The sequence below is a fragment of the Streptomyces sp. 2A115 genome (assembly GCF_052245575.1).
Taxonomy (GTDB): domain Bacteria; phylum Actinomycetota; class Actinomycetes; order Streptomycetales; family Streptomycetaceae; genus Streptomyces.
In genome coordinates this window covers 70,116-92,371 of sequence record NZ_JBQQCG010000007.1, presented here as the reverse complement: position 1 = coordinate 92,371, position 22,256 = coordinate 70,116, and the positions used below count along the sequence as shown (strand labels likewise).

At 70.3% G+C, this 22,256-nt stretch carries 17 protein-coding genes; 15 read left to right on the top strand and 2 right to left on the bottom strand.

What is annotated here, in order from left to right:
• Positions 1–3 precede the first annotated feature (3 nt).
• The 12 genes from ACTWQR_RS08910 (at position 4) to ACTWQR_RS08855 (ending at position 15,116) form a co-directional block, all read left to right on the top strand.
• Positions 4–1,290 carry a dihydroorotase gene (locus tag ACTWQR_RS08910; RefSeq protein WP_443226389.1) on the top strand — a complete coding sequence of 429 codons (1,287 nt, stop codon included), beginning with the start codon at positions 4–6 and terminating at the stop codon, positions 1,288–1,290.
• Complete coding sequence (locus tag ACTWQR_RS08905) at positions 1,287–1,856, top strand: PH-like domain-containing protein (protein ID WP_443226388.1); 570 nt, start codon at positions 1,287–1,289, stop codon at positions 1,854–1,856. Before ACTWQR_RS08910 ends, ACTWQR_RS08905 begins: the two co-directional genes overlap by 4 nt.
• Positions 1,853–2,995, top strand: a complete 1,143-nt coding sequence (gene carA, locus ACTWQR_RS08900) for a glutamine-hydrolyzing carbamoyl-phosphate synthase small subunit (protein ID WP_443226387.1) — start codon at positions 1,853–1,855, stop codon at positions 2,993–2,995. The genes ACTWQR_RS08905 and carA overlap by 4 nt, the downstream gene beginning before the upstream one ends.
• Complete coding sequence (gene carB / locus ACTWQR_RS08895) at positions 2,988–6,296, top strand: carbamoyl-phosphate synthase large subunit (RefSeq protein WP_443226386.1); 3,309 nt, start codon at positions 2,988–2,990, stop codon at positions 6,294–6,296. The genes carA and carB overlap by 8 nt, the downstream gene beginning before the upstream one ends.
• 77 nt (positions 6,297–6,373) lie before the next feature.
• On the top strand, positions 6,374–7,480 hold the full coding sequence (locus tag ACTWQR_RS08890; RefSeq protein WP_443226506.1) for a quinone-dependent dihydroorotate dehydrogenase: 1,107 nt from the start codon (positions 6,374–6,376) through the stop codon (positions 7,478–7,480).
• A gap of 42 nt (positions 7,481–7,522) precedes the next feature.
• Positions 7,523–8,380, top strand: a complete 858-nt coding sequence (gene pyrF / locus ACTWQR_RS08885; RefSeq protein WP_443226385.1) for an orotidine-5'-phosphate decarboxylase — start codon at positions 7,523–7,525, stop codon at positions 8,378–8,380.
• Between the two features lie 287 nt (positions 8,381–8,667).
• Entirely contained in the window at positions 8,668–8,991 is a 324-nt protein-coding gene (locus ACTWQR_RS08880; RefSeq protein WP_005319887.1) for an integration host factor, read from the top strand.
• 38 nt (positions 8,992–9,029) lie between these two features.
• Positions 9,030–9,623, top strand: coding sequence for a guanylate kinase (gene gmk / locus ACTWQR_RS08875; RefSeq protein WP_443226384.1), 594 nt, complete (start codon positions 9,030–9,032; stop codon positions 9,621–9,623).
• A gap of 38 nt (positions 9,624–9,661) precedes the next feature.
• Positions 9,662–9,934 (top strand): DNA-directed RNA polymerase subunit omega, encoded by a 273-nt coding sequence (gene rpoZ, locus ACTWQR_RS08870; RefSeq protein WP_003982715.1) that lies wholly within the window; start codon positions 9,662–9,664, stop codon positions 9,932–9,934.
• Positions 9,935–10,027: 93 nt separating this feature from the next.
• Positions 10,028–11,230: a bifunctional phosphopantothenoylcysteine decarboxylase/phosphopantothenate--cysteine ligase CoaBC gene (coaBC, locus tag ACTWQR_RS08865; protein ID WP_443226383.1), complete on the top strand. Its 1,203-nt coding sequence runs from the start codon at positions 10,028–10,030 to the stop codon at positions 11,228–11,230.
• Between the two features lie 251 nt (positions 11,231–11,481).
• A complete protein-coding gene (gene metK, locus ACTWQR_RS08860) occupies positions 11,482–12,690 on the top strand; it encodes a methionine adenosyltransferase (RefSeq protein WP_443226382.1) in 1,209 nt (402 codons plus the stop codon).
• A 266-nt stretch (positions 12,691–12,956) separates the two neighbouring features.
• Positions 12,957–15,116: a primosomal protein N' gene (locus ACTWQR_RS08855; RefSeq protein ID WP_443226381.1), complete on the top strand. Its 2,160-nt coding sequence runs from the start codon at positions 12,957–12,959 to the stop codon at positions 15,114–15,116.
• Positions 15,117–15,220: 104 nt separating this feature from the next.
• On the opposite strand, the gene ACTWQR_RS08850 is transcribed toward ACTWQR_RS08855, so the two are convergent.
• Positions 15,221–15,772, bottom strand: a complete 552-nt coding sequence (locus tag ACTWQR_RS08850; protein ID WP_443226380.1) for a hypothetical protein — start codon at positions 15,770–15,772, stop codon at positions 15,221–15,223.
• Positions 15,773–16,192: 420 nt separating this feature from the next.
• On the opposite strand from ACTWQR_RS08850, the gene fmt reads away from it, so the two are divergent.
• On the top strand, positions 16,193–17,125 hold the full coding sequence (gene fmt, locus ACTWQR_RS08845) for a methionyl-tRNA formyltransferase (RefSeq protein ID WP_443226379.1): 933 nt from the start codon (positions 16,193–16,195) through the stop codon (positions 17,123–17,125).
• Between the two features lie 494 nt (positions 17,126–17,619).
• Positions 17,620–19,044 (top strand): RsmB/NOP family class I SAM-dependent RNA methyltransferase, encoded by a 1,425-nt coding sequence (locus ACTWQR_RS08840; protein WP_443226378.1) that lies wholly within the window; start codon positions 17,620–17,622, stop codon positions 19,042–19,044.
• Positions 19,045–19,110: 66 nt separating this feature from the next.
• Here the strand turns inward: ACTWQR_RS08840 and ACTWQR_RS08835 are convergent, their stop codons facing one another.
• A complete protein-coding gene (locus tag ACTWQR_RS08835) occupies positions 19,111–21,291 on the bottom strand; it encodes an MMPL family transporter (RefSeq protein ID WP_443226377.1) in 2,181 nt (726 codons plus the stop codon).
• Positions 21,292–21,494: 203 nt separating this feature from the next.
• On the opposite strand from ACTWQR_RS08835, the gene rpe reads away from it, so the two are divergent.
• Positions 21,495–22,181, top strand: a complete 687-nt coding sequence (gene rpe, locus ACTWQR_RS08830) for a ribulose-phosphate 3-epimerase (RefSeq protein ID WP_443226376.1) — start codon at positions 21,495–21,497, stop codon at positions 22,179–22,181.
• Positions 22,182–22,256: the final 75 nt, after the last annotated feature.

The window sequence follows — 22,256 nt, the reverse complement described above, 5'->3', positions numbered from 1 at the left end:
AACATGAGCAAGACCCTGATCCGTGGTGCGAAGGTGCTCGGCGGCGAGCCGCAGGACGTGCTGATCGACGGCCGGACGATCGCGGCGGTCGGTGTCGGACTCGGCGCCGACGGCGCTGAGGTCGTCGAGGCCGACGGCAAGGTGCTGCTTCCGGGACTCGTGGACCTGCACACCCACCTGCGTGAGCCCGGTCGTGAGGACTCCGAGACCGTGCTGACCGGTACGCGAGCCGCCGCCAGGGGTGGCTACACCGCCGTGTTCGCCATGGCCAACACCTTCCCGGTCGCCGACACCGCCGGTGTGGTCGAGCAGGTCTACCGGCTCGGCCAGGAGCACGGCTACTGCGACGTGCAGCCCATCGGCGCCGTCACCGTCGGCCTGGCGGGCAGGAAGCTCGCCGAGCTGGGCGCCATGCACGAGTCGGCGGCCGGTGTCACGGTCTTCTCCGACGACGGCAAGTGCGTGGACGACGCGGTGATGATGCGCCGGGCGCTCGAATACGTGAAGGCCTTCGGCGGTGTCGTCGCCCAGCACGCGCAGGAGCCCCGGCTCACCGAGGGCGCCCAGATGAACGAGGGCGTCGTCTCCGCCGAGCTGGGGCTCGGGGGATGGCCGGCGGTGGCCGAAGAATCGATCATCGCCCGGGATGTGCTGCTCGCCGAGCACGTCGGCTCCCGCGTCCACATCTGCCACCTCTCCACCGCCGGTTCCGTCGAGATCGTGCGCTGGGCCAAGTCGCGCGGCATCGACGTCACCGCCGAGGTGACCCCGCACCACCTGCTCCTCACCGACGAGCTGGTGCGGACGTACAACCCGGTCTACAAGGTGAACCCGCCGCTGCGTACCGAGCGCGATGTGCTGGCCCTGCGCGAGGCGCTCGCCGACGGCACGATCGACATCGTCGCCACCGACCACGCCCCGCACCCGCACGAGGACAAGGACTGCGAGTGGGCCGCGGCCGCCATGGGCATGGTGGGGCTCGAGACCGCGCTGTCCGTCGTTCAGCAGACGATGGTCGAGACCGGGCTGCTCAACTGGGCCGCGGTCGCCGACCGCATGTCCTTCAAGCCCGCCGAGATCGGCCGGGCCAAGGGCCACGGCCGTCCCGTCTCGGCAGGTGAGCCCGCCAACCTCACGCTGGTCGACACGGCATACCGTGGTGACGTGGACCCCGCGGGCTTCGCGTCACGCAGCCGCAACACTCCGTACGAGGGTCGTGAGCTGCCGGGCCGTGTCACGCACACGTGGCTCCGGGGCAAGGCCACGCTCGTCGACGGGAAGCTCGCGTGACATCTCTGCCGCATCTGACGTACATCGCCGCCGAACAGAAGTCGGCGGAAGTGACCGACTGGGCCGCCCGTATCGGCTGGCTCGTGGGCCTCGCCCTGTTCATCGCGCTCGTCTACTGGCTGATGCGCGAGGGCTGGAAGTGGCGCGGCACCCTCCAGGGGGACCTGCCCGAGCTGCCCAGCGCGCCGACCGAGCCTGGTCCGGCCAAACTGACGATGAGCGGGCGCTACCACGGCTCCACCACCGCCGGGCAGTGGCTCGACCGCATCGTGGCGCACGGCCTGGGCACCCGCAGCCGGGCCGAGCTCACGCTGACGGACGCGGGACTGGACGTCGTACGCCCCGGAGCTGCCGACTTCTTCGTCCCCGTCTCGCAGCTGCGCGAGGCGCGGCTCGACAAGGGCATCGCGGGCAAGGTCCTCACCGAGGGCGGTCTGCTGGTCGTCACCTGGGAGCACGGCGACAAGCTGATCGACTCCGGGTTCCGCTCCGACCACGCGGCCGAGCACAGCGAGTGGGTCGAGGCCCTGAACCACATGATCAACAAGACGGAAGGCGCACGATGACCACCTCCACCAGGGGAGCCTCGAAAACTCCCGCCGTACTCGTCCTCGAGGACGGCCGGATGTTCCGCGGCCGTGCCTACGGGGCCGTGGGGGTGACTTTCGGCGAGGCCGTGTTCTCCACCGGGATGACCGGCTACCAGGAGACCCTCACCGACCCGTCCTACCACCGCCAGGTCGTCGTGATGACCGCCCCGCACGTCGGCAACACCGGCGTCAACGACGAGGACCCCGAGTCCAAGCGGATCTGGGTCGCCGGATATGTCGTACGCGACCCCGCGCGCGTGCCCTCCAACTGGCGCTCCCGGCGCTCGCTGGACGAGGAGCTCGCCAAGCAGGGCGTCGTCGGGATCTCCGGCATCGACACGCGTGCCCTCACCCGCCACCTCCGCGAGCGCGGCGCCATGCGCGTCGGCATCTTCTCCGGCAACGCGCTGCCCGACGAGGGCACCATGCTCACCGAGGTCCGCCAGGCGCCCGAGATGAAGGGCGCCAGCCTCTACGAGGAGGTGGCCACCGAGGAGGCGTACGTCGTCCCCGCGATCGGCGAGAAGAAGTTCACCGTCGCCGCCGTGGACCTGGGCATCAAGGGCATGACCCCGCAGCGCATGGCCGAGCGCGGTATCGAGGTGCACGTGCTGCCCGCGACCGCGACCGCCGAGGAGATCTTCGCGGTCGCCCCCGACGGCGTGTTCTTCTCGAACGGCCCCGGCGACCCGGAGAAGGCCGAACATCCCGTTTCCCTGATGCGGGAAGTCCTGGAGCGCAAGACGCCCCTCTTCGGCATCTGCTTCGGCAACCAGATCCTGGGCCGCGCGCTCGGCTTCGGCACGTACAAGCTGAAGTACGGCCACCGGGGCATCAACCAGCCCGTGCAGGACCGTACGACCGGCAAGGTCGAGGTCACCGCGCACAACCACGGCTTCGCCGTCGACGCCCCGCTCGACAAGGTGTCCGACACCGCCTACGGGCGTGCCGAGGTCTCGCACGTCTGCCTGAACGACCAGGTCGTCGAGGGGCTCCAGCTGCTCGACCAGCCGGCCTTCAGCGTCCAGTACCACCCCGAAGCGGCAGCGGGCCCGCACGACGCCGCCTACCTGTTCGACCGCTTCGTATCCCTGATGGAGGGCCAGCGTGCCTAAGCGCACCGATATCCAGTCCGTCCTGGTCATCGGCTCCGGCCCGATCGTCATCGGCCAGGCCGCCGAGTTCGACTACTCCGGCACCCAGGCCTGCCGCGTCCTCAAGGCCGAGGGCCTGCGGGTGATCCTGGTCAACTCCAACCCGGCGACGATCATGACCGACCCGGAGATCGCCGACGCGACGTACGTCGAGCCGATCACCCCGGAGTTCGTGGAGAAGATCATCGCCAAGGAGCGGCCGGACACCCTGCTGCCGACGCTCGGCGGCCAGACCGCCCTCAACACCGCCATCTCCATGCATGAGCAGGGTGTGCTGGAGAAGTACGGCGTCGAGCTGATCGGCGCCAACGTCGAGGCGATCAACAAGGGCGAGGACCGCGACCTCTTCAAGGACGTCGTCGAGGCCGTCCGCGCGAAGATCGGGCACGGCGAGTCCGCCCGGTCGGTCATCTGCCACTCCATGGACGACGTTCTCAAGGGCGTCGAGACGCTCGGCGGCTACCCCGTCGTCGTCCGGCCCTCCTTCACCATGGGCGGTGCCGGCTCCGGCTTCGCGCACGACGAGGAGGAGCTGCGCCGGATCGCCGGACAGGGCCTCACGCTCTCGCCGACCACCGAGGTGCTCCTGGAGGAGTCCATCCTCGGCTGGAAGGAGTACGAGCTCGAGCTGATGCGCGACAAGCACGACAACGTCGTGGTCGTCTGCTCCATCGAGAACTTCGACCCGATGGGCGTCCACACCGGCGACTCGATCACCGTGGCGCCCGCGATGACGCTGACGGACCGCGAGTACCAGCGACTGCGCGACATCGGCATCGCGATCATCCGCGAGGTCGGCGTCGACACCGGCGGCTGCAATATCCAGTTCGCGGTGAACCCCGAGGACGGCCGGGTCATCGTCATCGAGATGAACCCGCGGGTGTCGCGTTCGTCGGCGCTGGCATCGAAGGCGACGGGTTTCCCGATCGCCAAGATCGCGGCGAAGCTCGCCGTCGGCTACACGCTCGACGAGATCCCGAACGACATCACCGAGAAGACCCCGGCGTCGTTCGAACCGACTTTGGACTACGTCGTCGTCAAGGCGCCGCGTTTCGCCTTCGAGAAGTTCCCGTCCGCCGACTCCACGCTGACCACGACCATGAAGTCGGTCGGCGAGGCCATGGCGATCGGCCGGAACTTCACCGAGGCGCTGCAGAAGGCGCTGCGGTCGCTGGAGAAGAAGGGCTCGCAGTTCACGTTCGTGGGCGAGCCGGGTGACAAGGCCGAGCTGCTGGCCGAGGCCGTCCGCCCGACCGACGGCCGGATCAACACCGTGATGCAGGCCATCCGCGCGGGCGCGACCCAGGAGGAGGTCTTCGAGGCGACGAAGATCGACCCCTGGTTCGTGGACCAGATGTTCCTGATCAAGGAGATCGCGGACGAACTGGCCGCCGCCGACAAGCTGGACCCGCTGCTGCTCGCGGAGGCGAAGCGGCACGGCTTCTCCGACGTCCAGATCGGTGAGATCCGCGGGCTGCGCGAGGACGTCGTCCGCGAGGTCCGGCACGCGCTGGGGGTGCGGCCGGTCTACAAGACGGTCGACACCTGCGCGGCCGAGTTCGCCGCCAAGACGCCGTACTTCTACTCCTCGTACGACGAGGAGAGCGAGGTCGCGCCCCGGACCAAGCCCGCCGTGATCATCCTGGGCTCGGGACCGAACCGCATCGGCCAGGGCATCGAGTTCGACTACTCCTGTGTCCACGCCTCCTTCGCGCTGAGCGACGCCGGCTACGAGACCGTGATGGTCAACTGCAACCCGGAGACCGTCTCCACGGACTACGACACCTCCGACCGCCTGTACTTCGAGCCGCTCACCCTCGAAGACGTACTGGAGATCGTCCACGCGGAGACCCTGGCCGGACCGATCGCGGGCGTGATCGTGCAGCTCGGCGGACAGACACCGCTGGGGCTGGCGCAGGCCCTGAAGGACAACGGCGTGCCGATCGTGGGCACTCCGCCCGAGGCGATCCACGCCGCCGAGGACCGCGGCGCCTTCGGACAGGTGCTCGCGGAGGCCGGGCTGCCGGCGCCGAAGCACGGCACCGCCACGACGTTCGCCGGGGCCAAGGCCATCGCCGACGAGATCGGGTACCCCGTCCTCGTACGGCCGTCGTACGTCCTGGGCGGGCGCGGCATGGAGATCGTGTACGACGAGACGCGGCTGTCCTCGTACATCGCCGAGTCGACGGAGATCTCCCCGTCCCGCCCGGTGCTCGTCGACCGCTTCCTCGACGACGCGATCGAGATCGATGTCGATGCCCTCTACGACGGGCAGGAGCTGTACCTCGGCGGCGTCATGGAGCACATCGAGGAGGCCGGCATCCACTCCGGTGACTCGGCGTGCGCCCTGCCGCCGATCACGCTCGGCGGATTCGACATCAAGCGGCTGCGGGCGTCGACCGAAGCCATCGCCAAGGGTGTCGGCGTGCGCGGACTGATCAACATCCAGTTCGCGATGGCGGGCGACATCCTCTACGTCCTCGAAGCCAACCCGCGAGCCTCGCGCACCGTCCCCTTCACCTCGAAGGCGACCGCGGTGCCGCTCGCGAAGGCCGCCGCCCGCATCTCGCTGGGCGCGACCGTCGCCGAACTGCGCGCGGAGGGCCTGCTCCCGGCCGTCGGTGACGGCGGTGAACTGCCGCTGGACGCACCGATCTCCGTCAAGGAGGCGGTCATGCCGTGGTCGCGCTTCCGCGACATCTACGGGCGCGGCGTCGACACGATCCTCGGCCCGGAGATGCGATCCACCGGTGAAGTCATGGGCATCGACTCGGTGTTCGGCACGGCGTACGCCAAGTCGCAGGCGGGCGCGTACGGTCCGCTGCCGACCAAGGGGCGCGCCTTCATCTCCGTCGCCAACCGCGACAAGCGCTCGATGATCTTCCCGGCGCGTGAACTGGTCGCCCACGGCTTCGTGTTGCTCGCCACGTCCGGCACGGCCGAGGTGCTCAAGCGCAACGGCATACACGCCACCGTCGTACGCAAGCAGTCCGAGGGCGAGGGCCCGAACGGCGAGAAGACCATCGTCCAGCTCATCCACGAGGGCGAGGTCGACCTCATCGTCAACACGCCGTACGGCACCGGAGGCCGCCTCGACGGCTACGACATCCGCACCGCCGCCGTGGCCCGCTCCGTGCCCTGCCTGACGACGGTCCAGGCGCTCGCCGCCGCCGTCCAGGGCATCGACGCGCTCAACCACGGTGATGTGGGCGTGCGTTCACTCCAGGAACACGCCGAGCATCTGACCGCGGCCCGCGACTAGCAGCCCCGAGGGGGACACCGGAAACGGTGTCCCCCTCTTCATGAGGCTCTCCCGAGGCTCTTCATGAGGACATGACTATGTACAAGCTCTTCTTCCGGCTCGTCTTCAAGCGGATGGACCCCGAGCGGGCCCACCACCTCGCGTTCCGCTGGATCCGGCTCGCCGCCCGGATCCCCGTCCTGCGGACGTTCGTCGCGGCCGTGCTCGCGCCCCGCCACAAGGAGCTGCGGACCGAGGCGTTCGGGCTGCGGATGCACGGGCCCTTCGGGCTCGCGGCGGGCTTCGACAAGAACGCCGTCGCCGTCGACGGGATGTCGATGCTCGGCTTCGACCACATCGAGATCGGTACGGTCACGGGGGAGGGCCAGCCGGGCAATCCGAAGAAACGGCTGTTCCGGCTCGTCCCCGACCGCGCGCTGATCAACCGCATGGGCTTCAACAACGAGGGCTCGGCGGCCGTCGCCGAGCGCCTGGCCTCCCGTACGCCTGTCTTCAGGACCGTCGTGGGCGTCAACATCGGCAAGACCAAGATCGTCCCGGAGGCCGACGCGGCCGCCGACTACGTGAGGTCCACCGAGCGGCTGGCCGCCCACGCCGACTACCTCGTGGTCAACGTCAGCTCCCCGAACACGCCCGGGCTGCGCAACCTCCAGGCCACGGAGTCGCTGCGGCCGCTGCTGACCGCCGTCCGCGAGGCCGCGGACCGGGCGGTGACCACGCGCCGCGTGCCGCTGTTGGTGAAGATCGCGCCGGACCTCGCCGACGAGGACGTCGACGCCGTCGCCGACCTCGCCGTCGAGCTCGGCCTGGACGGCATCATCGCCACGAACACGACCATCGCGCGCGAGGGCCTCGGTCTGAAATCAGACCCCTCACTGGTCAAGGAGACCGGCGGGCTCTCGGGCGCGCCGCTGAAAGCGCGCTCCCTGGAGGTGCTGAGGCGCCTCTACGCGCGCGTGGGGGACCGGATCACCCTGGTGGGTGTCGGCGGCGTGGAGAACGCCGAGGACGCCTGGCAGCGGATCCTGGCCGGTGCCACGCTCGTCCAGGGCTACAGCGCCTTCATCTACGAGGGCCCCTTCTGGGGACGTGCCGTCCACAAGGGCCTCGCCGCCCGCCTGCGCACCAGTCCGTACGCCACCCTCGCCGACGCGGTCGGCGCCGACGTGAGGAAGACAGCATGAGCCTTACCGGAGAAATCGCATGAGCGTTTCTGGAGATTCCGTATGAGCCTTTCTGGAGAACCCTTCGGCGCCCGGCTGCGCCGTGCCATGGATGAGCGGGGGCCGCTGTGCGTCGGCATCGACCCGCACGCTTCCCTGCTCGCCGACTGGGGCCTGAACGACGACATCGCCGGCCTGGAGCGCTTCAGCCGCACCGTCGTCGAGGCGCTGGCCGAGCGGGTCGCCGTCCTGAAGCCGCAGAGCGCGTTCTTCGAGCGCTTCGGGTCGCGCGGCATCGCCGTCCTGGAGAAGTCGGTGGCGGAGGCGCGGGAGGCCGGGGCGCTCGTCGTCATGGACGCCAAGCGCGGCGACATCGGATCGACCATGGCGGCGTACGCGTCCGCCTTCCTCGAGAAGGACTCGCCGCTCTTCTCGGACGCGCTGACCGTTTCCCCGTATCTCGGCTACGGCTCGCTGAAGCCGGCGGTCGAACTCGCGCGCCGGAGCGGTGCGGGTCTGTTCGTGCTGGCGCTCACCTCCAACCCGGAAGGCGGCGAAGTGCAGCACGCGGTACGTCCCGGGGACCAGGTCGGCAGGAACGTCGGCGCGACCATGCTGGCGCACCTCGCCGAGGAGAACGCGGGGGAGACCCCGATGGGCTCCTTCGGCGCGGTCGTCGGAGCCACGCTCGGCGATCTCTCCTCGTACGACCTCGACATCAACGGCCCGCTGCTCGCCCCCGGAATCGGTGCCCAGGGCGCCACCCCGGCCGATCTGCCGGGCGTCTTCGGAGCGGCGGTGCGCCAAGTGGTACCGAACGTCAGCCGAGGTGTTCTGCGTCACGGACCCGACGTCGGCGCGCTACGCGCGTCATCGGACCTCTTCGCGGAAGAGATCCGCGCGGCCGTGGCGGCGGCGTAACGGCTTCGGCGAGCGTCTTGCGGGCGTCCCGAGCTTGAATACATCCTCAAATCCGGGGCATTTTGTCCCAAAAGTCCAGCTCGATGGAGGCTGACCAGGACTTTTCCGCTGTTCTCGCTGACTCAGGCGCACTTGCCCGCTAGTCTCCGACGAGTGGGGCACCCCCCACGCTTTTAAGGCAGTGGGGGAGAACGGGCGAGAGCGTTGCTCGTTGCTCCCCAGGTGTGGGGCGACTAGGTTCCTCACCGGTCCGTATCCGACAGTTCGACATCCGAGGTGACGTAGGCGTGGCTCTTCCGCCCCTTACCCCTGAACAGCGCGCAGCCGCGCTCGAAAAGGCCGCCGCGGCTCGCCGGGAGCGGGCCGAGGTCAAGAATCGACTCAAGCACTCCGGCGCCTCCCTCCACGAGGTCATCAAGCAGGGTCAGGAGAACGACGTCATCGGCAAGATGAAGGTCTCCGCTCTCCTGGAGTCCCTGCCGGGCGTGGGCAAGGTCCGCGCCAAGCAGATCATGGAGCGACTTGGCATCTCCGAGAGCCGCCGTGTGCGCGGACTCGGCTCCAACCAGATCGCGTCTCTCGAGCGCGAGTTCGGTGGCGGCGCCGCCTGACGTTCTCAGGCACTCCTGAGAACCTGGATAATCGCTGCATGGCTGCAACATCCCGGGGGACGACCCCCGTACCCCCGGTTTCACGTCCGCGGCTGACCGTGCTCTCCGGCCCCTCTGGGGTCGGCAAGAGCACGGTCGTCGCCCATATGCGCAAGGAACACCCCGAGGTCTGGCTCTCGGTGTCGGCGACGACCCGCAAGCCGCGCCCCGGTGAGAAGCACGGCGTCCACTACTTCTTCGTCAGCGACGAGGAGATGGACAAGCTGATCGCCAACGGCGAGCTGCTCGAGTGGGCGGAGTTCGCGGGCAACCGCTACGGGACGCCGCGCCGGGCCGTGCTCGAACGGCTGGAAGCGGGCGAGCCGGTGCTCCTGGAGATCGATCTCCAGGGTGCCCGGCAGGTCCGCGAGTCCATGCCGGATGCCCTGCTGGTGTTCCTGGCTCCTCCCTCCTGGGAGGAGCTGGTGCGCAGACTCACCGGGCGGGGCACCGAGCCTCCCGCGGTGATCGAGCGCCGGCTGGAGGCCGCCAAGATCGAACTGGCGGCCGAGCCGGAGTTCGATGTCACCCTGGTCAACACCTCCGTCGAGGACGTGGCGCGCGAGCTGCTAGCCTTGATGGAAGTTGTCTGATCTTTCAGGTCATTTTTTCCCCTTTCGGAAGGCAGAGCGTGTCCTCTTCCATCACTGCTCCCGAGGGCATCATCAACCCTCCGATCGACGAGCTCCTCGAGGCCACCGACTCGAAGTACAGCCTCGTGATCTACGCGGCCAAGCGTGCCCGCCAGATCAACGCGTACTACTCGCAGCTCGGTGAGGGCCTCCTCGAGTACGTCGGTCCCCTCGTGGACACGCACGTCCACGAGAAGCCGCTCTCGATCGCCCTGCGCGAGATCAACGCGGGTCTGCTGACGTCGGAGGCCGTCGAAGGCCCGGCGCAGTAGTCATCTTGTTTTTCGCGGCACAGGCCCGGCAGCGCGACTGCCGGGCCTGTGGTGTGTCATGGGGATGTACGTTTTCGACTGTGGGGAGGCCCGGTGGACAAGCCGAAGGTCGTGCTGGGGGTCAGCGGTGGCATCGCCGCGTACAAGGCCTGTGAGCTGCTGCGAAGGCTGACCGAGTCGGGTCATGACGTACGCGTCGTACCCACCGGGTCCGCGCTGCACTTCGTCGGTGCCGCCACCTGGTCCGCGCTCTCCGGGCACCCCGTGTCCACCGAGGTCTGGTCGGACGTCCATGAGGTCCCGCACGTCCGTATCGGGCAGCACGCCGACCTGGTGGTCGTGGCCCCTGCGACGGCCGACATGCTCGCCAAAGCGGCCCACGGTCTCGCCGATGACCTGCTGACGAACACCCTGCTCACCGCCCGCTGTCCGGTGGTCTTCGCGCCCGCCATGCACACCGAGATGTGGGAGCACCCGGCCACGCAGGAGAACGTGGCCACGCTTCGCCGCCGCGGAGCCGTCGTCATCGAGCCCGCGGTGGGACGCCTGACCGGCGTGGACACCGGCAAGGGGCGCCTCCCCGACCCAGGGGAGATCTTCGAGATCTGCCGCCGGGTGCTCGCTCGGGGCGTGGCCGAGCCGGATCTGGCCGGCCGGCATGTGGTCGTGAGCGCCGGCGGCACGCGCGAGCCGCTCGACCCGGTCCGTTTCCTGGGCAACCGTTCCTCCGGGAAGCAGGGGTACGCCCTCGCGCGCACCGCCGCGGCCCGGGGCGCCCGGGTCACGCTGATCGCCGCGAACACCGGACTGCCGGACCCCGCGGGGGTGGACGTGGTGCCGGTCGGGACGGCCGTCCAGCTGCGTGAGGCGGTGCTCAAGGCCGCCCCGGACGCGGACGCCGTGGTGATGGCGGCCGCGGTGGCCGATTTTCGGCCATCGACGTACGCGGCCGGAAAGATCAAGAAGAAGGACGACCAGGAGCCGGAACCGATCGTCCTGGTCCGCAACCCGGACATCCTCGCGGAGATCTCGGCGGACCGCGCCCGCCCCGGCCAGGTGATCGTCGGCTTCGCCGCGGAAACGGACGACGTCCTGGCCAACGGGCGGACGAAACTCCAGCGCAAGGGCTGCGATCTCCTCGTCGTCAACGAGGTCGGGGAGCGCAAGACCTTCGGCGCCGAGGAGAACGAGGCGGTCGTGCTCGGTGCCGACGGAAGCGAGACTCCGGTGCCTTACGGGCCCAAGGAAGCCCTGGCCGAAATTGTGTGGGACCTGGTGGCACGCCGGATCCGGTGAATGTCTCATTCACTTCATCTCATTCACTTCAAGGGGCTCGTCAAAAACATCCGAGCAGGGTGTGTGAGCCTGGCGGAGAAGGTTCGCCGTGTCGCAGAATGCCCGTGCCGCAGGTCACAGCACTCCCGAGTGGCGAGACGGTAGCCCTGCGGCCGAGTGCGACCGATAAACTGTTCTTGGACTACGCCGGGCGCAGCTCCCGACAGTCCACCAATGATCAGCCAGCAGCCGCTGCAACCCCAGGGAGCGTTGTGTCCCGTCGCCTGTTCACCTCGGAGTCTGTGACCGAGGGTCACCCCGACAAGATCGCTGACCAGATCAGTGACACCATTCTCGACGCGCTTCTGCGCGAGGACCCGAAGTCCCGGGTCGCCGTCGAGACCCTGATCACGACCGGCCTGGTGCACGTGGCCGGCGAGGTCACGACCAAGGCGTACGCACCGATCGCGCAGCTCGTGCGCGACAAGATCCTCGAGATCGGCTACGACTCCTCGAAGAAGGGCTTCGACGGCGCCTCCTGCGGCGTGTCCGTGTCGATCGGCGCGCAGTCTCCTGACATCGCGCAGGGTGTCGACACCGCGTACGAGAACCGGGTCGAGGGCGACGAGGACGAGCTCGACAAGCAGGGCGCGGGCGACCAGGGCCTGATGTTCGGCTACGCGACGGACGAGACCCCGGAGCTGATGCCGCTCCCGATCCACCTCGCGCACCGCCTGTCGAAGCGCCTGTCCGAGGTCCGCAAGAACGGCACGATCCCCTACCTCCGGCCGGACGGCAAGACGCAGGTCACCATCGAGTACGACGGTGACAAGGCGGTCCGCCTGGACACGGTCGTGGTCTCCTCGCAGCACGCGTCGGACATCGACCTCGACTCCCTCCTTGCCCCGGACATCCGGGAGTTCGTCGTCGAGCCGGAGCTGAAGGCACTCCTGGACGACGGCATCAAGCTGGACACCGAGGGCTACCGCCTCCTGGTGAACCCGACCGGCCGCTTCGAGATCGGCGGCCCGATGGGCGACGCCGGCCTCACCGGCCGCAAGATCATCATCGACACGTACGGCGGCATGGCCCGCCACGGCGGCGGCGCCTTCTCCGGCAAGGACCCGTCCAAGGTCGACCGGTCGGCGGCGTACGCGATGCGCTGGGTGGCGAAGAACGTCGTCGCCGCGGGCCTCGCCTCCCGCTGCGAGGTCCAGGTCGCGTACGCCATCGGCAAGGCCGAGCCGGTCGGTCTGTTCGTGGAGACCTTCGGCACCGCGAAGGTCGACGCGGAGAAGATCGAGAGCGCCATCAGCGAGGTCTTCGACCTCCGCCCCGCCGCGATCATCCGCGACCTGGATCTGCTCCGGCCGATCTACGCGCAGACCGCCGCGTACGGGCACTTCGGACGTGCGCTGCCCGAGTTCACGTGGGAGAAGACGGACCGGGTGGATGCTTTGCGGAAGGCTGCGGGGCTGTAGTCGGTCTGGTTCTGCGCGAGGCCCGGCTTCCCTGAGGGGGGCCGGGCCTCCGCTGTTGAGCCGGTCAGTCGTCGTACGGCATGGCGTTCTCATCGCTGTCGGCGGCCCGGGGTTCCGGAGAAGGAGGCCGGATCGGGAGCGGAAATCACGCTGGCGGGGCGGACTTGTGGGTTCGTGCGCCGGTGATCTCGGGCAGTGTCCGAGCCGTCGTCGGGTGGGGAACTCGGGACCGGGCGTTGTCAGTGCGGTCTGGTAGGAATGCAGCTGTGAGCAGCAACGACGGGCAGAGCGAAGGCAGGGCCGAAGGGCCGCCGCCGGAGCAGCTTGCGTTCATTCGGGAGGCGGTGCGCAAGGCTCCGCGGGCGAAGCCGCGGACCTGGCGGGGAGCCGCTCTCGCCAAGGAGTTGCCCGTTGCTCGGGTGCTTGTCGACAAGGGTGTGCTGCATCTTGATCGGTACTTCGACTACGCCGTGCCCGAGGAGTTGGACGCCGACGCGCAGCCCGGGGTTCGGGTTCGGGTGCGGTTCGGGGCCGGGCGGCATCGGGTGCGAGAGGGGCGGCGTGAGGGTGGGGGGCTGATCGACGGGTTTCTTGTCGAGCGGCTGGCCGAGTCCGATTACGCGGGGCCGCTTGCCGCGCTTGCCCAAGTCGTTTCGCCCGAGCCGGTGTTGAGCGAGGAGTTGTTGGGGCTCGCGCGCGCTGTCGCGGATCGGTACGCGGGGAGTCTGGCCGATGTGCTGCAGCTCGCCGTGCCGCCGCGCAACGCGCGGGCCGAGGGGAAGCCGTCGCCCGAGCCGCTGCCCGTTCCTGGTGTGCCTGAGGTGGGGTCCTGGGCTCGGTACTCGCGGGGGGCCGCCTTTGTCGAGTCGCTCGCGGCGGGTGGGGCGCCGCGAGCCGTGTGGAACGCGTTGCCGGGGCCCGAGTGGGCCGACGAGCTGGCGCGGGCCGTGGGGGCGACGCTCGCGTCGGGGCGGGGTGCGCTGGTCGTCGTGCCGGATGGGCGGGCTGTCAGCCGGGTCGATGCCGCGCTGACCTCGGTGCTGGGGGACGGGCGGCACGCTGTGCTCACCGCCGAGGCCGGGCCCGAGAAGCGGTACCGGCAGTGGCTCGCGGTGCGACGCGGGTCCGTACGGGCCGTTGTGGGGACCCGGGCCGCCATGTTCGCGCCCGTACAGGATCTGGGGCTCGTCGCCATCTGGGACGACGGGGACGGCAGCCACAGTGAGCTGCACGCGCCTCAGCCGCATGCGCGGGAAGTGCTGCTGCTGAGGGCCGCTCAGGACAAGTGCGCGTTTCTGCTGGGGAGTTGGAGCTGCACCGTCGAGGCCGCGCAGCTCGTGGAGAGCGGCTGGGCGGCTCCGATCGTCGCCGAGCGGGAGCAGGTGCGGGGGGCGGCTCCGCTCGTGCGGACCGTGGGGGACGGGGATCTCGCGCGCGACGAGGCGGCACGGGCCGCGCGGCTGCCCACCCTTGCCTGGCAGGTCGTGAGGGAGGGACTGCGGCACGGGCCCGTGCTCGTGCAGGTGCCCCGGCGTGGCTACGTACCTCGGATGGCCTGTGCGCAGTGTCGGGCGCCCGCGCGGTGCCGGCAGTGCGCCGGCCCGTTGGAGGGCCAGGACGCTGGGCTGCTGCGGTGCGGGTGGTGCGGGCGGGACGAGGGGGAGTGGCGTTGTCCGGAGTGCGGTGGGTTCCGGCTGCGGGCGCAGGTCGTGGGGGCGCGGCGGACCGCCGAGGAGCTGGGGCGCGCGTTTCCGGCCGTGCCCGTACGGACCTCCGGGCGCGAGCAGGTGCTCGATACGGTGCCGGGGGCGCCCGCGCTCGTCGTCAGTACGCCGGGCGCGGAACCGGTGGCCGAGGGCGGCTACGCGGCTGCGTTGCTGCTCGACGGCTGGGCGATGCTGGGGCGGCCCGATCTGCGGGCCGGTGAGGACGCGTTGCGGCGGTGGATCGGGGCGGCGGCGCTGGTGCGGGGACAGCGGGACGGCGGGACCGTGGTGATCGTCGCCGAGCCGACGCTGCGGCCCGTGCAGGCGCTGGTGCGGTGGGATCCTGTCGGCCATGCCGTTCGTGAGCTTGCCGAGCGGGCCGAACTGGGCTTTCCGCCCGTGTCACGGATGGCGGCCGTGTCCGGGACGGCGGAGGCACTCGCCGGATTCCTGGCCGCGGTCGAACTGCCGGGTGAGGCTGAGGTGTTGGGGCCTGTGCCGGTGCCTGCGGCGGATCCGGGGCGGCCTCGCCGGGCGGGGGCGCCGCCGGTGGGGGAGCAGTGGGAGCGGGCGTTGATCCGGGTGCCGCCGGGGAGGGGGGCCGCGTTGGCGTCCGCGCTGAAGAGTGCGCAGGCGGCCCGGATGGCTCGTGGGGGGAGTGGAGCGGGTGGGGGGAGTGAATTGGTGAGGATTCGGGTTGATCCAGCGGATATTGGATGACCGTGTGGGGCGGCTGGGCGGCTGGATGGCTCCATGTAGTTGGCTCACCGGTCGAGCGTACGAGTCTGCCCCCGACGCTCGTCGGGGGCAGACGGGTGGGTGTGTCAGCCGTTGCGCGGGCCCGGGAAGGCGCTCGGCCTGGCCTCCTCGCGGAGGGTGGGGCTGCCTGATGTCGGCTGGGTCGGCATGGGCATCGGCATCGGCATGGAGCGGGCCGCGGGGACCGTGGGGATGCCGGTGTTGACGGCGATCGCGCGGGAACCCGACGGTTCCGTGGCGCGCTCGGCGTCCGCTGCGGCCTGGGCCGTGGCTCGGCGGGCACCGTAACGGCGGTGTACGGCCTGTTTCGTGACCCCGAGTGCCGAGCCCACCGCGTCCCACGAGAAGCCCAATGAGCGGTCGAAGTCCACGGCGGCCGTGACCAGGGTCTCGACGCTGTCCCGCAGCTCCTGGGCGAGGCGGACGGTCGGGGCGGGAGCCCGTCCGTAGACGACGAAGCCCGTGGACGGGCCGGAGCGGCGCGGGCGGTAGACGTTGCCCAGCTGGGCGGTCAGCGTGCGCAGTGCGTCCACCTGCCGGCGGACCCGCTCGATGTCCCGCACCAGCAAGTGCAGGCTGGCCCGAGCCTGGGCGTCGTGGGTTGCGTGGTCGGCCATGAACAAGCCTCTCGAACCGGCGTTGAAAAGGACCGGGCCGCGATTGCGGCCCGTTTTGGTCAACTCTTTCTTGACCAACGCGTTTCGGGGTGACTGGTCACGCATCAGGGGCGTGGGGGCATATGCGTACGCCCCCGGCGGTCGGGCGGGCGCTTGCCGCGGCCTTCGGCCTGCGGGTGGGACGGGTGGGGGAGGGCGTTTCCCGCCCACACCGCCCCACCGCCCGTGCGGGTTCGTTGTCGGGTGCGGGTCTTCCCGTGGGGTTGAGCGCTGTCGGCGGCCGGCGACCACGCTGCTGTGTCCGGCCGGTGCCCGGCCCACCCGGCCGCCACGCGGCGGCCGTTGGGGCAGTCAACGTGCGTGCCGCATAGACTGGTGTGCTGCCCGTCACCAACCCGCCCGAGAGGCCGACTCCCACCCATGAAGCTCGTCTTCGCAGGTACCCCCGAGGTCGCCGTTCCCGCTCTGGATGCCCTGATCGCCTCTGGTCGGCACGAGGTGGCCGCTGTCGTCACCCGCCCCGACGCGCCGGCGGGACGGGGGCGGAGGCTCGTCGCGAGCCCCGTCGCGGAGCGAGCGGAGGAGGCCGGGATCGAGGTGCTGAAGCCGGCGCGGCCGCGGGACGAGGAGTTTCTCGCGCGGCTGAGGGAGATCGCGCCGGACTGCTGCCCCGTCGTCGCCTACGGCGCCCTGCTGCCCCGGGTCGCGCTCGACATCCCCACCCATGGGTGGGTCAATCTGCACTTCTCGCTGCTGCCCGCCTGGCGCGGGGCGGCGCCCGTGCAGCACGCGATCATGGCGGGCGATGAAATCACCGGCGCGTCCACCTTCCTCATCGAGGAGGGGCTCGACTCCGGGCCCGTCTACGGCACCGTCACCGAGGAGGTACGGCCCACCGACACCAGCGGGGACCTGCTGACACGGCTCGCCTTCGCGGGCTCCGGGCTGCTCGCCGCGACCATGGACGGGATCGAGGGCGGCGCCGTCAAGGCCGTACCGCAGCCGACGGACGGCATCACCATGGCCCCGAAGATCACCGTCGAGGACGCCCACGTGGACTGGGCCGCGCCCGCGCTGCGCGTGGACCGCGTCGTACGTGGGTGCACGCCCGCCCCCGGTGCGTGGACCGTCTTCCGCGGGGAGCGGCTGAAGCTGATCCAGGCCGCGCCGGTTCCCGAGCGGACGGATCTCGCCCCGGGAGCGCTGTCCGTCGGCAAGAACAACGTGTACGTCGGCACCGGTTCGTACGCCGTCGAGCTGCTGTGGGTCCAGGCCCAGGGCAAGAAGCCGATGCGGGCGGCGGACTGGGCGCGCGGGGTACGGATCGCCTCCGGCGAAACGCTCGGGGCGTAGCTGCGTCAGGCGGTCCCGCCGAGTTGTCGGCCGGCCCCGCCCGAGACTGCTCCTGCCCGGCTGCGCAGCCGTGTCCGTCTGCCCGCCTGCCGGGTGCCGTCCGCCGGACGTCGGTCTTCGGGCGTCGGCCTTCGGAGGCTGCCCGGCGACGGCGCCCGGCCGCAGTGCCTTGGCCGTGATCGTGGTCGTGATCGTCGGTCAGTGGGCTCACACTTGTGCCCGGCGGCCGGAGCGACGCGGTTCGGTCCGTGGCCGGCCAGTCGGGGATTTCGCCTTCGTGACCGGCGGGCTGTGACTCTCGGTCGTCGTTGTCAGGGCACTTGCCCTCGACAAGCCTGTCGGATCGGCTGACGCCCGCGACCACCGTCGTCAGTCAGCGGCCGGGCCGCCTCGGCCGCGGTTGTCGGGGCTCGCCCTCACGTGCCCCACACCCCACCCACCCCGCCGACGTACGCTGGGTGCGTACCTCTTCCACGATCCGGAGCACCTTTTACGTGAACGAGCAGGCCCGTCGGCCCCGTCAGCAAGGCAAGCCCTACCGTCGTCCCAAGAAGGACCCCGTGCGGATGCTTGCCTTTGAGGCGTTGCGGGCGGTGGACGAGAGGGACGCGTACGCGAATCTCGTGCTGCCGCCGTTGTTGCGGAAGGCGCGGGACAAGGGGGACTTCGACGGTCGGGACGCTGCGCTCGCGACGGAGCTGGTGTACGGGACGCTGCGCCGGCAGGGGACGTACGACGCTGTCATCGCCGCGTGTGTCGACCGGCCCCTGCGCGAGGTCGACCCGCCGGTGCTGGACGTGCTGAGCCTCGGTGCGCATCAGCTGCTGGGGACGCGGATCCCTACGCACGCCGCCGTGTCCGCGTCGGTCGAGCTGGCGAGGGTCGTCCTCGGCGACGGGCGGGCGAAGTTCGTCAACGCCGTGCTGCGGAAGATCGCGCAGCAAGACCTGGACGGATGGATCGAGCAGGTCGCGCCGCCGTACGCCGACGATCCCGAGGACCATCTCGCCGTCGTGCACTCGCATCCGCGGTGGATCGTCTCCGCGCTGTGGGACTCGCTCGGTGGCGGGCGCGCGGGGATCGAGGACTTGCTCGAGGCCGACAACGAGCGGCCCGAGGTGACCCTGGTCGCCCGGCCCGGGCGCGCCACGGCCGACGAACTCCTCGGCGCGCTCGGCGAGGAGTCCGCGCTTCCGGGGCGCTGGTCGCCGTACGCCGTGCGGCTGTCCGAGGGCGGCGAGCCGGGTGCCATCGAGGCCGTGCGCGAGGGCCGGGCCGGCGTCCAGGACGAAGGCAGCCAGCTCGTGGCGCTCGCCCTCGCCAACGTGCCCCTCGACGGGCCGGACAAGGCGTGGCTCGACGGCTGCGCGGGGCCCGGCGGCAAGGCGGCCATGCTCGCCGGGCTCGCCGCCGAGCGCGGGGCCGTGCTGCTCGCCTCCGAGAAGCAGCCGCACCGGGCCGGGTTGGTGGCGAAGGCGCTCGATGGGAATCCCGGGCCCTACCAGGTGATCGCCGCCGACGGGACGCGTCCGCCGTGGCGGTCGGGGACTTTTGACCGCGTACTCATGGACGTACCGTGCACGGGACTCGGTGCCCTGCGTCGTCGGCCCGAGGCCCGCTGGCGTCGTCGTCCCGACGATCTGGAGGGCTTCGCTCCGCTGCAGCGCGGGCTGCTGCGCACGGCGCTCGACTCCGTGCGGGTCGGCGGTGTCGTCGGGTACGCCACCTGTTCGCCGCACCTCGCCGAGACCCGGGCCGTGGTGGACGACGTACTCAAGCACCACGACGCCGAACTCCTCGACGCCCGCCCGCTCTTCCCGGGCGTACCGGCCCTGGGCGACGGGCCCGACGTACAGCTGTGGCCGCATCTGCACGGGACGGACGCGATGTATCTGGCGCTGATCCGCCGGATCGGCTGAGCTGCCTGCTCCCTATTCGGATGGTTTCGGATGGTCCGCACTCCCTGTTCGGACGCTCCGTTCTCCCTACTCGGACGGTCCGCCCGGCCTCGACGCCGGTTCCGGTTCCTCCGTGGCCGCCGTCGGGTGTGCCGTGCCGCCGTCCTCGTGGGCCAGTCGGTGTGGCCACCACACCTTCGGGCCCACGTCGAGGAACAGGGACGTCACGAGGATCGACCGCACGACGAACGTGTCGAGCAGTACGCCCAGGGCCACCGCGAAGCCGATCTCGGCGAAGGCGACCATCGGGAGGGTGCCGAGGGCGGCGAAGGTGCCCGCGAGGACCAGGCCCGCCGAGGTGATGACCGCGCCGGTCGCGGCCAGGCCCGTCACCACGCCCTTGCGCGTGCCCTGGCGGGTCGCCTCCTCGCGGATGCGGGTGGTCAGGAAGATGTTGTAGTCGATGCCCAGGGCCACCAGGAAGACGAAGACGAACAACGGGAAGTCCGTCGACTCGCCCGCGTAGTCGAAGAGGTACCGGAACGCGAGCGCGCTGATGCCCAGCGCGGAGGCGAAGGACAGCACCACCGTGCCGATCAGCAGCAGCGGGGCGATCAGAGCGCGGAGCAGGACGCAGAGGATCAGCAGGACGACCACGAGGACCAGCGGGATGATCAGGATGTTGTCGTGGGTCGTCGCCTCGTCCATGTCGAGCAGGGACGCGGTGCCGCCGCCCACCTGCGCGTCGGCGTCAGGGATCGCGTGCAGGGTGTCCCGTACCCGTTCCACCGTCTGTTTCGCGGCCTCGCTGTCCGCGGGCTCGGTCATCGTGGCTTCGAAGAGGACCTTGCCCTCGAACTCGGGTTTCGTGCCGGGTGGCAGGCCGAGGGAGTCCGGTACGACTCCGGAGGTGGCCGCGACCGCCTGGCCGACCTCCTCGGCCTGGGCGCGGTCGCTGACGATGACGAGCGGATCGCCGCTGCCCGCGGGGAAGTAGCGCGCGGACACCTCCTGGCCGACGATCGAGTCGGGTTTGCCGGTGAAGGCGTCGGCGTTGCTGATGCCCTCCGCACGCAGCTGGATCAGGCCCAGCGAGAGCAGCGCGAGCACTGCCGCGGTGACGCCCCAGATCAGACGCGGGCGACGGGAGATGCGGCGGCCCATGCGGGCCCAGAGACCGCGCTCGGTCGGGTCGGCCTGGCCGAAGTGCGGGATCACCGGCCAGAAGATCCAGCGGCCGAAGATCACGAGCAGGGCAGGGAAGAGGGTCATCATCGCGGCGAGGGCTACCGCGACGCCGATGGCGGCGACCGGGCCGAGGCCGCGCGTCGAGTTCATCTCGGCGGCGAGCAGCACCAGCATGCTCAGGACGACGGTCGCGCCGGACGCGAGCACCGCCGGCCCCGCCCGGTGCAGGGCGAGCGCCATCGCCTCGTGGCGGTCCTCGTGACGGCGCAGCTCCTCCCGGTAGCGGGCGACCAGGAGCAGGGCATAGTCCGTCCCCGCGCCGAAGACGAGGACCGTCAGGATGCCCGCGCTCTGGCCGTTGACGGTCAGGCCCGCGTGCTCCGCGAGGAGGTAGATCAGGGCTTGGGAGGTGAACAGCGCCGCGATCACACCGAGCAGCGGGACCAGGAGCAGGGTCGGACTGCGGTACGTGAGCAGCAGCATCGCGATGACGACGATCATCGCGGAGAACAGCAGCGTGGAGTCGATGCCCTCGAAGGCCTCGGAGAAGTCCGCGGACGTACCGCCCGGGCCGGTGATGTGCACGGCGAGCCCGTCCCCGCCCTCGCCCACCACGTCACGGATCGAGTCGACGGCGGGAGCGATCTCCTCCCAGCCCTTCTCGTCCATCGTGATGGGGACGAGGATCTGGGCCGCGCGCGGATCGGTGTCCCGGTCGAAGACAGGTCCCCGGGTCTCCGCGCCGCGGAGGCCGTGCGCCCGCAGCTCCTTGATCTCGCGTGCGTCCTCGGCGATCTGCGCCCGCTCCTGAGCCGTCAGGCCGCTATCGCGGGCGTACACCACGACCGCGGGGATCTGTTCCGGCCTGAAGTCCTCGGAGATCTCCAGGACTTGGGTGGACTCGGCGGACCCGGGCAGCCAGGACGCCGCGTCGTTGTCCTGGGCGTCGGTGAGTTTCTGGGCGAAGGGCGCCGTGAGAATGAGCAGCACCAGCCACAGTCCCACCACGAGCCACTTGGCCCGGCGCCCGCAGACCAGATGTGCGATGCCTCGTTTCGGCCGGTTTCCTACGTCCGTCATGGCCACCCCCGCAGCCGTATCTGGACCCTGTGGGCGGCCCAGCATGGCACGGGCGGAGGCGCCTCGTAAGGGGCGCGGGGCCGTGACACACGCGGCTGCGTCGCGTGAGCGCGACCAGCCACGAACGACCCGCGGAATCCGCGTTGCCCGAGCCACAGGGAACCGGCGTTACAGCACAGCGCGGCGCATGGCACGCTTGGTACATGGCCGCGCAGATCAACCCCAGCATCCTGTCCGCCGACTTCGCCCGCCTTGCCGAGGAGGCGAAGGCGGTGCAAGGGGCTGACTGGCTCCATGTCGATGTGATGGACAACCATTTCGTCCCCAACCTCACACTCGGAGTGCCGGTCGTAGAGTCGCTGGCGCGTGCTACGGACACACCGCTGGACTGCCATCTGATGATCGAGGACGCCGATCGCTGGGCGCCCCAGTACGTAGAAGCGGGTGCCGGTTCCGTCACCTTTCATGTCGAGGCGGCCGCCGCGCCGGTACGGCTCGCCCGCGAGATCCGGGCCAAGGGTGCCCGTGCCTCCATGGCGCTCAAGCCCGCGACGCCCATCGAGCCGTACGAGGATCTGCTCCCCGAGCTCGACATGCTGCTGATCATGACCGTCGAGCCGGGCTTCGGAGGTCAGTCGTTCCTCGACATCATGCTCCCCAAGATTCGCCGCACCCGCGAATTGATCAACAAGCACGGCCTTGAGCTGTGGCTTCAGGTCGACGGGGGTGTCTCGGACTCCACCATCGAGCGCTGCGCCGAGGCGGGCGCCGACGTCTTCGTCGCCGGATCGGCGGTGTACGGGGCATCCGACCCGGCAGCGGCGGTACGTGCATTGCGCACCCAGGCCGAGGCGGCGACGAGCCGCGGGGCATGGGCGGGCGACCACTGAGCCAAGGGAACGTGAACGCCGCCCCTCAGGGCTGATCAAGTACGCCGGATCTGCAAGGATGAACGGCGAGTCCAG